The organism is Armatimonadota bacterium (assembly GCA_017993055.1).
In the GTDB taxonomy this organism is placed as follows: Bacteria; Armatimonadota; UBA5829; order DTJY01; family DTJY01; genus JAGONM01.
Map to the genome: position 1 here is coordinate 1 of JAGONM010000018.1, position 12,771 is coordinate 12,771.

9 protein-coding genes and 1 riboswitch are annotated in these 12,771 nt (G+C 61.8%); of the genes, 4 read left to right on the forward strand and 5 right to left on the reverse strand.

Annotation, left to right across the window (positions count from 1 at the left end; translation table 11 throughout):
* Positions 1–300: 300 nt before the first annotated feature.
* The 4 genes from KBC96_08370 to KBC96_08385 all read left to right on the forward strand — a co-directional run bounded on the left by KBC96_08370 (position 301) and on the right by KBC96_08385 (position 5,024).
* Entirely contained in the window at positions 301–2,157 is a 1,857-nt protein-coding gene (locus KBC96_08370) for an ABC-F family ATP-binding cassette domain-containing protein (protein ID MBP6964405.1), read from the forward strand.
* Positions 2,158–2,237: 80 nt separating this feature from the next.
* Positions 2,238–2,807 carry an RNA polymerase sigma factor gene (locus KBC96_08375; GenBank protein ID MBP6964406.1) on the forward strand — a complete coding sequence of 190 codons (570 nt, stop codon included), beginning with the start codon at positions 2,238–2,240 and terminating at the stop codon, positions 2,805–2,807.
* Complete coding sequence (locus tag KBC96_08380) at positions 2,804–3,637, forward strand: zf-HC2 domain-containing protein (GenBank protein ID MBP6964407.1); 834 nt, start codon at positions 2,804–2,806, stop codon at positions 3,635–3,637. The genes KBC96_08375 and KBC96_08380 overlap by 4 nt, the downstream gene beginning before the upstream one ends.
* Entirely contained in the window at positions 3,630–5,024 is a 1,395-nt protein-coding gene (locus KBC96_08385) for a hypothetical protein (protein ID MBP6964408.1), read from the forward strand. The genes KBC96_08380 and KBC96_08385 overlap by 8 nt, the downstream gene beginning before the upstream one ends.
* Before the next feature lie 281 nt (positions 5,025–5,305).
* Here KBC96_08385 and KBC96_08390 read toward each other — a convergent pair whose 3' ends face one another.
* From KBC96_08390 to KBC96_08410, 5 genes are all read right to left on the reverse strand, one after another.
* Positions 5,306–5,812: a tetratricopeptide repeat protein gene (locus tag KBC96_08390; GenBank protein ID MBP6964409.1), complete on the reverse strand. Its 507-nt coding sequence runs from the start codon at positions 5,810–5,812 to the stop codon at positions 5,306–5,308.
* A gap of 130 nt (positions 5,813–5,942) precedes the next feature.
* Positions 5,943–6,326, reverse strand: a complete 384-nt coding sequence (locus KBC96_08395) for a hypothetical protein (protein MBP6964410.1) — start codon at positions 6,324–6,326, stop codon at positions 5,943–5,945.
* A gap of 28 nt (positions 6,327–6,354) precedes the next feature.
* Positions 6,355–8,724: a diguanylate cyclase gene (locus KBC96_08400; GenBank protein MBP6964411.1), complete on the reverse strand. Its 2,370-nt coding sequence runs from the start codon at positions 8,722–8,724 to the stop codon at positions 6,355–6,357.
* A gap of 440 nt (positions 8,725–9,164) precedes the next feature.
* Positions 9,165–9,263: riboswitch (cyclic di-GMP riboswitch) on the reverse strand.
* A gap of 123 nt (positions 9,264–9,386) precedes the next feature.
* On the reverse strand, positions 9,387–11,546 hold the full coding sequence (locus KBC96_08405) for a hypothetical protein (protein MBP6964412.1): 2,160 nt from the start codon (positions 11,544–11,546) through the stop codon (positions 9,387–9,389).
* A gap of 110 nt (positions 11,547–11,656) precedes the next feature.
* Positions 11,657–12,754 carry a PEP-CTERM sorting domain-containing protein gene (locus tag KBC96_08410; GenBank protein MBP6964413.1) on the reverse strand — a complete coding sequence of 366 codons (1,098 nt, stop codon included), beginning with the start codon at positions 12,752–12,754 and terminating at the stop codon, positions 11,657–11,659.
* Positions 12,755–12,771: the final 17 nt, after the last annotated feature.

Sequence of the window (12,771 nt, forward strand, 5' to 3'; positions counted from 1 at the left end):
GAGCGCGCGCAGAAGGCGAAGCGCGCCCGCCAGAAAGCCCTGGAAGCGCTGGCGGCATAGTGATGAAAATCAAGTCCGCGAGACACGAGCCCAAAACAAATGTACACACTCCAGCAGGAGTGACCTGCTTCCGGCAGATTCGTTGACAGCGCCATGCCTCTGTGATAGGATACCGCTGGATCGGGCCGTGGGCAAGGCTGGCGCTCACGGCCTTCGCTATGACGGCATATCAACTAACGGGAGCATCGGAGTGATGGACACCCGACACTCGAGGACTCCTTCACTCCCGACCATCCTCCTATGGCCCTGATCTCGCTTAGCTGTGTCCGCAAGTCCTTCGGCGGATTCGACGTGCTCGACGAGGTGACCTTCACCATCGGAGCGTCGGAGAAGGTCGCGCTCGTCGGCCCGAACGGTTCGGGCAAGACCACCATCCTCCGCATGATCGTGGGCCAGGAGGACCCGGACGGCGGCTCGGCGGACCTCCTTCCCGGCACGACGATCGGCTTCATGCCTCAGGATACCGAGCTATCCGGGGGCGGCAACCTCGTGGATGAAGTCTCCAATGCGACGACCGAGATCAAGCACCTCGAACGGGAGCTGCGGCGCCTGGAATCAGCGATGAGCGCGCATCTTGAGATCGAATCCCTGCTTGCGGAGTACGGTGAAGTCCAGCACGAGTTCGAACGGCTCGGGGGATACGCATTCGACGCCGAGGTGAAGTCCACGTTGAGCGGCCTCGGACTCGGCCCGGCGCATTGGGACAAACCGGTCGGCGTGCTCAGCGGAGGTCAGAAGACACGTGCGGCGCTGGCCAAGCTGCTCCTCCAGAAACCCGATGTCCTTCTGCTCGATGAGCCGACGAACCACCTGGACATCGAGGCGTGCGAGTGGCTCGAAGAGTTCCTGCAGGGCTTTCCCGGCGCGGTGCTCGTAGTGTCGCATGACAGGTATTTCCTCGACCGCGTCGTCACAAAGGTCGTGGACCTCCACGAGGGATCCACGCGGAGCTACCACGGCAACTACACTGCTTACGCACGGCAGAAGGAGGAACTCCTCCGGCAGCAGGTCGAGAGCTACGAGCGCCAGCAGGCCGAGATTGCCAGACTCGAGGACTTCATCGCTCGATATCACGCCGGTCAGCGGCATCGCGAAGCCAAGAGCCGAGGGAAACGGCTCGATAAGATGGAGCGAATCCGAAAGCCACGGACCGAGGCGTCCAGTATACACGTCAGACTCGAGACGGGCAGTTCGAGCGGCCACATCGTGCTCGACCTTCGCGAGGTCGGCAAGAGCTTCGATGAGAAGCCTCTCTTCAGCGGTCTGAACCTGCTGGTCGAGAGCGGCGACCGGATCGGCCTCGTCGGGCCGAACGGGGCGGGTAAGACCACCCTGCTGCGGATGATCATGGGTGAGGAAGCGCCTTCGATGGGTACTCTCAGTGTGGGATACGGCGTGGAGGCCGGGTACTTCGCGCAGGACCTGGCAGGGCTCGACCCGGAGAACACCGTTATTGAGGAGCTGCTCGAGTCGGCCGACCTGACTCCCGGGGAGGCGAGGGACATACTCGCCCGGTTCATGTTCAGGGGAGATGATGTGTTCAAGCCGGTCTCCAAGTTGAGCGGTGGCGAGAGGAACAGGCTCGTCCTCGCCAAGTTGATGCTGAGCAAGCCGAACCTGCTGCTCCTCGACGAGCCGACAAACCACCTGGACATAGACTCGCGACAAGCCCTAGATCGGGCTCTAAAAGAGTTCGGCGGAACGATCGTCCTGACATCGCACGACCGGTATCTTCTGAACTCGGTGGCTACCCGGATCGTCGAGATAGCCGACGGGGCCGCGAGGGTGTTCGATGGGAACTACGATTTCTTCGTGGAGCGCGCCCGCAGTCAGAGGGCGCGCATCAGACCCGCGAGAAGGAAGCCGAAACCGAAACCCGAAGCGCCGGCCGGACCGAAAGGTCCGACCGCTGCCGACTATGAGCGGGAGATCGAAGCCGCTGAGGCACGTCTCGCCGAGCTGACCCATCTGCTCGGCAGGCCGGAAACCTACGCGGACGGTTCGGTTGCGGCTGCAACCCAAGCGGAGTATCGCGAAGAGGCAGCCACTATCGAGAGGCTCTATGCGGAGTGGGAAGCAGCCCTCGAAACACAGTGATCGCTTTACACTATGTTCACATTTCACTCGCCACATGCGACTAAAAGTCGGATATGTGGACTCTCGACGCAGCGATGCCGATGAATAGACCCGGAAAGCCGGCAACCTTGAATGCCGCCGTCGAGGACGACGGCGCGGTGCTCGTACGCCGGTATCTCGCGGGCGAAGAAGCCGCGTTTGACGAAATCGTGACTCGTTATCAACCTTACGTGTACAACGTCTGCCTGCAGATGCTCTACAATCCGTCGGACGCCGAGGATGCCGCGCAGAACGTGTTCATCGCCGTCTATAAGTCTCTGCCGAAGTTTCGAATGCAGTCAAAAGTCTCCACGTGGATCTATCGTATCGCAGTCAACCAGTGCATAAGCTGGCGGCGCGGCCGGCGGGAGGAACTGCCGATCGAGGAGGATATCCTCGACACGTCACGGCACTTTGAGGGCGCGGAAACCAGGGGTGAGATATCTCGCCTGATGCAGAAGTTGGCCCCTCACTACAGAGCGGTACTGGTGCTGAAGTACTATAGAGAGCTGTCGTACGAAGAGATAGCCGAGATCCTGTCGTGGTCGCCGGACAAGGTGAAGTGCTACCTGCATCGGGCGAGAAACATATTCAAGGGGCTCTACGAAGCCGAGTTTGGGGGACAGCAATGAAGTGCTCGAAAGTACGCGAAAGGCTGATGGATTACATCCCGGCCGAACTGCCGCCGGGCGAACTTCAGCAGATCAACATGCATCTGGTCGGCTGTGAGGCGTGCCGCGCCGAAGTCGAGAAGGCTCGAAAGGCATCGTCTGCCCTCAAGGCGCTCGCGAACGAGTCGCCCTACCCGGACCTCGTCGCGGCAGTCAGGACGAGGCTCCCGGGAAGCGTACAGAGGCGCCCGGCGATCATGCCCGGGCTGGCGATAGGGTTCTCGGCGGCCGCAATGGTCGCGCTCATAGTGACCGGCTGGCTGCGATACGGCGACCTCGACCGCGGTGCCGCGACGGCGGTGGCGCCGACCGGTCAGCCCGGCGTTCAGCAGAAAGCGGCCACGGTGCAGACGCAGCCCACCACAGTTCAGCAAGAAACGGCTTCAGCGGATACCGCTGCCGCCGATCGGGAGCGTACCCCGTCGAAGGCCGCGGCTCCAAAGAGGAAACCGCTGAGGTCGGTGGCGAAACAAGGCATATCAGGCGCGGCCGACAAGCCGTCGTCCGAGCGGTTCGACGCAAAGGTGGACGATTCCGACTCGGTCATCCTGTTCGCCCTGAGGCCAAGGGAGCCTGAGATCTACGTGATGCACACTCAGGCCGAGGGTGAGGAATCCGCCACTGAACTGACAGTCGTCCGCGAGTTTGACGAAGGGGGCAACATCACCTCTGTGACCATCAGCGGAACGGTTGCCGGCAATGACGGGACGGGCAGCGACGTGCGGACTCTCGACAGGACCCTCGTTCCCGAACCGCCTCCGGCCGCCGAAGGGAGTTTGAAGGATGCGTAGACTGCTGGTTATCGCACTCGCATTGCTCGCGCTGGCCGCGTCTGAATGCTGCGCGCAACCACCCGACGACCCTGCAAGGAGCGGTCCCGGTGAGGCTCGGGGGCGTTTGGGCGCGCGATCAGAGAATGCTGATCCGAATATGCAGCAGATGTGGGAGAACGTGCGGCAGTTCATGCCGGGCAGCCCGGACCTCTTCCGGATAGGCGACACATTCTTCGGCGAATCCATGTGGCTGAGATGGCCGGACAAGCGGATAACCCTGGACGTCAAGAACGCCGCCGTATCCGATATCGCCGCGACGCTGCAGGAGCAGACCCAGATTCAGTTTGAAGTGAGTGAAGGCGTTCCCTCGGACCTCAAGATCACGATACACGTGAACAAGATGCGTGTCAGGGAGTTCCTCGACACTTTCACATCCACCACGAACCTCACTTACGTGGCAGAAGGTCGGCAGAACTCGGACGGCGCCGCGGAATCGGAGAAAGCTGCTGCCAAGGAATTGCCCTCTCCCGATTCGCAGAGCGAACCCTCTGCCGACTCGAGGCGCAGGGACGGACCGCCTATTCCTCGAAGGCTGCTGACCGTCACCCACGTCACGATCCTCAACCCGAGGATCGAAGGGGTAGTTGTCAACATGGGGAAGGTCTCGGCGTCCCTGAAGAGGGCCGAACCGATCGAGGCGGTCACAAACCTCATCAAACAGATAAAGGGCGCAAACTATGTCGTCATGAGCCTAGATGACTACCTGGCGCTGCAATCGCCGGACGACGCGGTAAAGATCAAGGAAGCGCTCAGCAAAACGTCCAGACGACGGGTGACCCTGGAGATTCGCAACACGCCGGTGGCCGATGCCCTGACTCAGCTATCGGAAGCGGGGAAGTTCTACATCACGATTCCGAAGCCCGGGATACCGAGCTTCCTCATAATCCCCGACGTCACGGTGGCCTCCGAGAACAGCTTGCCGAGCCCGCCGATATCCTATTGGAGCACCGCCACGCGCGAGGCCCGGGAGCAGGGCATCTGCATGGAGTACACCAGGGAGATGACCCAGGCGCTGCTCGACTACGCGAAGAAGAACGGCGATGCGCTTCCGGAAGCGGCGAAGTGGGTCGAGTTGGTTCCGTTGCGGAACGAGTACCTCGAGCGCCGTATGCCCGGAGGCCGATATCAGTACTCATACGGCATGAACTCTTATCTGAGCGGCACGAAGTTAGGCGAGATCAAGAATCCTGCTCAGGTGGTGTTGATTTTCGAATGCGACAACAACCAGGGATACGGCACGGAGGACGACGTGATCCGGACGCTGAGGCATCCGGGCGGCGTCGTCTACGGTTTCGCAGATGGCAGTGTGAGAATCCTTACGGAGAAGCCGACCTTCAAACCGTGAGTCGGCTGGGCATACCACTACTGACAGGTGCCGGAGAGAGAATGAATCCCCCGCTCCGGCACCTTTTTTCGTTCATGAACCATCTTGCATGTTTCCCGACCGGGAAACGAAAATCAGAACCCTCATCCCCATTTCTGGCATCCCGAAAGGGCAATGGAGATCACGAGAAGAAACGGCAGAAACCAGAGCAGTCTCCCCATGTTAGTACACCCCTTTCCGAAAAACCGCCCCCTGCAACACTAAGGGAGCTTCGTTCAGGTGAGAGAGAGTGCAGGTGCGGGCTACTTGCCGGCGCAGTGGGCACAGAATACCTGATCAGCCACGACGACCTTGCAGGCCTTGCACACCGGCAGATGGCAGAATGAGCATACGCCTACCGCGGGCTCATCGGTGTGGCGGGCGCAAGCCTGCGCCGACAGCGGTGTCATCCCTTCGTCCTCTTCGGCAAGCCTATCCAGAGCCTCGGCCGCCTTGGCGTAGTCGGGGTCGAGCCTTAGAGCAGTGCGGTAAGCCTCTCGAGCGAGGTCGTGAAGCCCATCCGCCTGGTACGCCAACCCGAGGTTGTAGTGGATGTTGGCGATATTCGGCCGGATGCTCATGGCGGTCTGGAATGCGCCGACCGCGCGATCGTAGAGCTTCTTCTGCGCGTAGGCGACGCCCAGGTAGTTGAAACCCCGATAGTCGTTCGGAAACTCGGAGCAGGCGCGCTCCAGAAACCCGACGGCGGCATCGAACTGCCCGGCCTTCAGCGCCAACAGTCCCTGGTCGAGGGAGGTCTGACCGATCATCCACATCCCCTCCTGAAACCCGCGTTTCTCCTGACCTGTGCTCGGGGGTCTGTTAGACTGTATCGCGTTTGCCTGCAATTGTCAATCCTCTATCAAGATCATGTCGCTCGGAACGAGTGATATGTGCATGTTACCTAGCGCTGAATCGCACAGCAGCAGACGGAGCGGCTCGAGTATTCACCGAGTCCCTGACGGACGCCAGAATGTCAATGTCGGCGAGGGCAAAGACATAGACCCCCACGTAGACCGCGATTGCCAGCCGAAGCATCCGTCGGACGAAATGCGGGCGGTATCGCCGGCCCCACTCCGCAACGAATATGGGAAACAGCACCAGCAGCAGCTTCACTTCGACAAGGACGTTCCACCCCCTGTCCAGATAGTAGGACATCAAGGGATTGCCCTCTACTGCACGATGGGTGCGAACCAGCCAGATCGTGACGACCAGATCCAGCGCGCATATCCCGAGTATGATGCAGCTCTCTGTGGCGAGCCAACGCTCGCAGACGCGTTTCATGGGCTGTTGTCGGCGCAGGAATCGCGGATCAGGCCGCGTGGCGCTCCGGATGGCGCCGGCGCTTGTCCGCGTACATCTCCGTATCGGCTCGGGCGACCAGCGACTTGACGTCGTCGCCGTCATCGGGGAACGCCGCCAGACCTATGCTGACCCCGATTCTGACGGGCTGATCGTGATGGAATCCAGGATCGTATGCATCCACCGCATGCTTGATGCGTTCCGCGGTCTCCTGCGCTTCCTTCCCGGAAACCCCCGGAAGTATGATGACGAACTCGTCGCCGGCGTACCGGCAGACAGCGTCGTAGTCCCTTACCTGCGCTTTGAACAGGCTTCCCAGCTCTCTCAGCGCCTGATCACCCTGCTGATGGCCGAATGTGTCGTTGACCGGCTTGAAGTTGTCCAGATCCAGGCAGAGCACGGACACGGACGACTTGGAACGCTTCGCGCGGCTCAGTTCCTGCTCCAGGTGGAGCAGCATGTACCGGGCATTGTGGAGTCCGGTAAGCGGATCGGTCAGCGCTGACTCTCTCGTCTGCTCGAAGAGCTGCGCGTTCTGTATCGCCCTGCCGACCTGAGGAGACACCACCGTCAACATTCGCAGATCGTCCGGCCGGAAGGCGTCCGGGGCGATGTCGTAGAGATTGAGGGTCCCGATGACCTCTTCCCCGCTCAGAATCGGCACGATCATGGTAGACTGCAGTTCGATCCACTGTATGTACAGCTGTTTCAGCATCAGGTCGAACCGGTCGTAAGCGGCCACAAGTCCCTCGCCGCTCCTGGCGACCATGCCTGTCAACCCGTGGCCCACGAGAGTCCGGCTGTCCTCGAAGTAACGACCGTTCACCCCCACGGCGATCTTCGCGGCCAACCTGTCTGACTGGTCGTCCCTGAGGTAGATGACGCAGGTCGAGCAGGATACCATGTTCCGTATCTTGTTCGCCATCAGGCTGAGTACTTCTTCGAGGTTCAGTGTAGTGCTGGCCGTCTGGGCTATCTCATACATGGCCAGGAACTCATCCGTATATCCGGATATGCCGTCCTCGATGACGCGGCCCGCGCTCTCATCGGCTTCCGGCGAGGGTTCGACGCCGCTCGTGTCGGGCGACTCACCGCGCGAATCGAGGAAATGATCGAGCCCGTACTGCTCGACACCTTCGACGAACGCTTCCACGACGGCCGGATCGAAGTGCGTTCCGGCCGCACCCTTGACGTACTCCAAGACCTGTTCAGGGGTGCTGTTCTCCCGATAGGAACGCTTATTGGTCATCGCGTCGAACACGTCGGCCGCGGCCAGTATCCGAGCCCCGACGGGAATCTCATTGCCTTTGAGACCGTCCGGGTAGCCGCCGCCGTCCCATCGCTCATGATGGCTGCGGATCATGGCGCCCACCGGCCAGGGGAAGTTCACGCCGCGCAGAACCTTCTCGCCGATGGCCGAGTGTGCCCTGACTTTCTCGAAATCCTGGTCATCCAGCTTCCCCGGCTTGTGGAGTACATGATCCGGGACCCCGAGCCGCCCTATGTCGTGCAGTATGGCCGCCGTGCGGATTCCCTCCACATCGTTGGGTGAGAGCTTCATTTGCTGAGCGATGGCCACCGCCACCCGCTCCACTCCCTTGGTGTGATAGGACTTGAACTTCTCCTTGGCGTCTATCGCGCCTGCGATGGATTCGATCGTAGCGAGGTACACATCCGCGATGCTTCCGGACCTCTTAGTGAGGCGTGAGAAGGGGTCGGCGGCGATCTCCAACAGCGAAACATTGATCAGGTATGCAAGCGGCATCAGGACAGCGATCGGCTGCCACAGAGTGATCGCTTGCAGCATGTCGGCCGCGACTGCGATGCCCGCTCCTGCGACAAACTCACCCGCGAGACGATAGCCGCGTATTCGACGGTTCGCGAGCGACCAGCTTCGCTGATGCCCGGCGAAGAGCTCACTTGCCAACAGCGCCACAAGACACGCAACGGCCGGCACGACCACTGCAATGACCTGCAGATAGGCGGTATGTGCGGTGTTCTGAACGATGAACATCCGAGCCAGGCCCGCCACCGCGCCTGCGAGCGCGGCCTGCAACCCCGTCTTGAGCACCCGCACAGTCGAATACGCGGACGATCCGGAGACTCCCGTGCCGATACCCGCCGCCATTCCGACCGTGAGGCCGCCGACCGGGCCGAACTGGATGGCCCCTGCGAAGGCGAGGGCTGCCGACACAGCCTTCGGCACATCCCGCCTCACCAGGCTGGCGGACTTCACTCCGACCAGGAACGCAAGTAGCGCGTACGTTGCCAGCATGTTTGCATACAGCGATCCGAAGGAGAACACTGTAAGGATGGCAAGCCAGAAGACGGTGAAGAAGACTGCTGCGGTCTGCTGTTTTGTAGCTTCTCTGTATGTCATAGGCATCCCCGAAAGCCGGCTGGGCGCGAATCCCGCCTATAGTTGGTTTCGGACGAACCGCCAAGCTTCTTTAGACTCCGCCTGCGCTCCTCTCACTAAGCAGGTGGATCAACGCCTATCCGAGAGAACCATCGCTCTTCTTTGAACCGCGCAGATTCTGCAGGCATCCGGCCGGTGCCTGTCACAACAAGGCGTGTTGCGAACATCCCAGCAGTTGAGACCTTCCTCGAATGCCGGACAACCTCTGACGTCGTATTCGCTGCATCGGCTAGACATCTCGAACCTCCTCGTGCCCCCTTGTTCCGGGTCTCGCAGGAGATCAGTGTCCGACTTGCCGATACCGGACGCTGGTCTTTCTGATGCACAGCCAAAAAAGTAACCAGGCTGCCCCAGCCAACCGCGTTCACCGGAACTCCATGCTCCGGTTACTCGCGGCTCACTTCGGCAGCCTGGCTATCAGACCCCCGACCTCCGGCCGGCGGGGTTCAGATCCATTGGCTTTGCGTCTCCGCCTCTCGACGGGTTTGCCTTTGTCGGTGCTCGGTCGCTATTGTCTCTCATCTGGTCTATGCCACGTTTGGGGATGGTGGGGTGCTGGTACTTCTGCGGGGTTTTGCGGGATACCACTAAGGGAGTTGGACGGTGGCAGTTGCCCGGAGGTTTCAGCTCCGGGCTTCGGCGATAACCAGCACAAGTCCACTGCGACCGGGAACCCTGATCCTCTGATCAGAGGAGTCACCCTGCGAGGACGATTCGAGTCCCTCGGGGCCGAAGCGCTCGATTGTGAAGCCCTTCGAGGGAGTGTTCCCGGCCCGGATGAGTGGGAGATGCACTTCGACCTCCCGCTCCTTGTCCGAAACATTCGCCAGCAGGACTCCAAGCGCGCCGTCCTCCGCCTGCCACGCGGACCCGATCACCGATGGCGTGTCGATCTTGTACGACCCGCTGAACGAGCCGCTTCCCTCGACCGTCAAACCAGGATTGTCGCCCGTCGGGGTAACCAGCCCGAGGAAGCGCCCGTACGTCACGAACTGATGCGCGAACCGTCGCGTCCGTGCCAGCGTGCGCAGGTACTCGGCCTCGTCCCTGTTATCGTCGGCCATGATGACGGCGGGCTGGATCCACCCCATCTGCGAGCCGAATATGAAGCACCTCGCGGTCTTGAAGTTGAACGGAAGTGTCCTCTGCATGTCGGTCGCCGGGTAGTAGAGGAACCCGAAGTTGACCACCCTGCCCGAGTAGACCGCCTGCCACAGCGGGATGATCGGGTGCTCGCCGATCGGGGTGTTGACTAGCAGGAGCGCGTCGAACTGGTCGAGCCAGCACTCGGCATTCTCCTCGGTCGTGATCATGCGGTCCTTCGGGATCAGCTTCCGGGTCTTGTCCAGAAGCTTCCGGTAGCCTCGGTACCAGAAGTCGCCGCCGCCGACCGGATGCCCGTGTTCGGGATCGAAGCACTGGACCGGGTACGCCGCGCCGATCTGGTCAACGTACACGCCGTTCACGCCTAGCTCGGAGAACATCCGCTTCACCAGGCCGGAAACCTTGTCCTGCCACTGCTTGGTGTACGGGCACATTGCGTTGAGCGGCACTTTCGAGCCGTAGATCTCGGTGTACGGCTCGCCGTTCTCCTGGCGGGCGGCGGACTTGCTGCCCCCCTCCTCGTTCCATGTCTTCGAGTTCGGATCGCACAGCCGGCCGTTGATATACGGCATCACGCGCGTGCCGGCCTCCTGGACCTCCCGGATGCCCTCCGCGAAGCCTGGGAGCGGCGGGAAGTACTCTGGGTAGAGCGTGTCATAGGGGATGACGTGCCAGCGGTACCAGTGGAGCGAGGTCGGCACGTCGAAGTACGCGAGCGCCTTCTTCGTCACCTCGACGTTCTGCTCCGCCGAGCCGTCCGGTCGAAGCCAGAGATCGGTCTCCTTGACCCACTTCGGTATCGGGCGCTTCGAGATCGGCCCGGCGCTGCCCCACTTAGTGGTGAAGGTCCACTTACTGTAGATCTGGGCCGCGTCCCAGTAGTCGCCGTCGAAGACGCCGACCGCGAACTCATACGGGAGCTTGAACGTGCCGCCGGACTTCTCAGGGATCGCGGGGTAGTTGGCCATGGTGAAGCCGACACCGTCCTCCCGGGCATGCGCCGAGAGATGCTTGTGGTTGGCGTTCGAGTCGTGCGCGGCGATGTAGAGCCCGCGCCCCTTGCTGTAAAACGCGACGAACTGCATCGCGGCCGAGCATGAAGGATAAGTGCCGCCGTAGCCGACCCCGGGCCTCATGGCGTACTCGACGCCCCACCCCGCCGGCGCCGCCAGCTTCAGGCCTTTCTCCTGCTTGATGTTCGGGATGATCGGGAAGTCGGCGCGCATCACCTTCCAGCCGTCGGGAAGTTCGACCCGGAGCGTCCAGCAGGAGATCGGATCGTTCGGCTCGAGCCGGACACTCATCGTCACGGTCGCCGACTGCGATCCGAGCGGGATGGTAGACGTGAACTCGGCCTTGCCGCCGCCGGTCTTTACGCCGGTAAGTTCGACATCGCCGCTGCCGACCTCGCGGGAGGCGTTCCCGGGCCAGCGGAGATCGAGCCTCCACAGCGAAGCGCCCGGTCCGAACGCGCCGAGCCGCTCGCCGCCGCGGCCGAAGATGCTATTCAGGGCGAGATGCTTCTCAGACGTGCCGAACGTCAGGCTGATGATGCCGTTCTCGAGGGTGACGGCATCCGGTGTCTTCGAGATTCGTACGGACTGCGCCGCCATAGCTGCCTCCATCGTGCTCAGTAATATGCAGAGCCCCAGCAGTACCGGGGCGAGTCGTCCTGTCATGGATGTACACCTCGCATGCAGAGCATTCCTTGCCATGATAGCAGAAAGGCTCGGGTTCATCCATAACCCGGGCCTTGGTGGCACGAAACACGCATCAACGCTCCCAGAGGTCACACCTTCCCGCGGACGCGCCTCCTCAGCGCCCCGAGGATGCCGATTCCACCCACTCCGAACGCCAGGAGTGAGGACGGCTCGGGGACGACGTAGTGCCACAGGATCGCTTCGTCGTAACCCGTGAGGGTGTTATAGGCCCAGCCCGTGATCCAGGTGCCGTCGTCCGCCACATCAACGTCGGTCGCGTACGACGACACGTAGTGACTCCCCAGCATGCCGTGCAGGTCTATCCAACTGTCTGGGGTCCCGCTCCACAATGCCGCGTGCCAGGTGTGGCTCACGACCTCCACGCGGCCGACCTGCATCCCGTGCGAAATACCGGCAACACTAGAGGATACTGCTGCCGACGGATGGAGGTCAACGAAGCTCTCCGCAGTGCCATGCCACAGGGCGGCGTGGTGGAATATGCCGACCTGCGCCCACCCTGCCTGTTCCCCCTGTGAAGTGGCGCTAGCAGATGACTGAACGCTACCCACCGGATGGAGGTCAACGAAGCTCTCCGCAGTCCCGTACCACATGGCCGCGTGACCATAGCCGCCAAACCACGCAGACCCGACCTGCGACCCAGCGGAGACGCCGCGGGCTTGGGAGAGCTCAGCCCCAGATGGATTGAGGTCAACAAAGCTGTCTGCAGTCCCGCTCCACAACGCCGCGTGATAGCGGCCGACAGTCGCGTATCCCACCTGCTGGCTGCCTGAGACGCCGTGGGCCTGAGACTGGGAACTGCCGTCGGGGTTCAGGTCAACCCAACTCTCGGCTGTCCCGTACCACAGGGCCGCATGATACTCGATGCCGATCTGTGTAGCCCCCACCTGCTTTCCATCGCAGACGGCGCCAGCGCCTGAGTGCTCGACAGCGGCCGGGTGGAGGTCAGCGAAGTTCTCCGCCGCGCCATTCCAAACCACGGCGTGGCGACGGCCCATGAACGTCGCTGAGCCGACCTGCTGACCGTCGGAAACGCCGGAGGCGTATGATGACGTGCTTCCCGCAGGGTTGAGATATGTCACAGTCCATCCGCCGAACGCGGACGTACCGCAGAGCGTGAGTGCGAGGGTAGCCGCGAAGAGCGCGACGCACCTCACTGTCAGATACAACCCCCCACGCGCAGCTT

Excerpts from the sequence above, each read along its gene's own strand:
- KBC96_08370 (MBP6964405.1), top strand. The coding sequence starts at position 301 with ATGGCCCTGATCTCGCTTAGCTGTGTCCGCAAGTCCTTCGGCGGATTC.
- KBC96_08375 (MBP6964406.1), top strand. The coding sequence starts at position 2,238 with ATGAATAGACCCGGAAAGCCGGCAACCTTGAATGCCGCCGTCGAGGAC.
- KBC96_08380 (MBP6964407.1), top strand. The coding sequence starts at position 2,804 with ATGAAGTGCTCGAAAGTACGCGAAAGGCTGATGGATTACATCCCGGCC.
- KBC96_08385 (MBP6964408.1), top strand. The coding sequence starts at position 3,630 with ATGCGTAGACTGCTGGTTATCGCACTCGCATTGCTCGCGCTGGCCGCG.
- KBC96_08390 (MBP6964409.1), bottom strand. The coding sequence starts at position 5,812 with ATGATCGGTCAGACCTCCCTCGACCAGGGACTGTTGGCGCTGAAGGCC.
- KBC96_08395 (MBP6964410.1), bottom strand. The coding sequence starts at position 6,326 with ATGAAACGCGTCTGCGAGCGTTGGCTCGCCACAGAGAGCTGCATCATA.
- KBC96_08400 (MBP6964411.1), bottom strand. The coding sequence starts at position 8,724 with ATGACATACAGAGAAGCTACAAAACAGCAGACCGCAGCAGTCTTCTTC.
- KBC96_08405 (MBP6964412.1), bottom strand. The coding sequence starts at position 11,546 with ATGACAGGACGACTCGCCCCGGTACTGCTGGGGCTCTGCATATTACTG.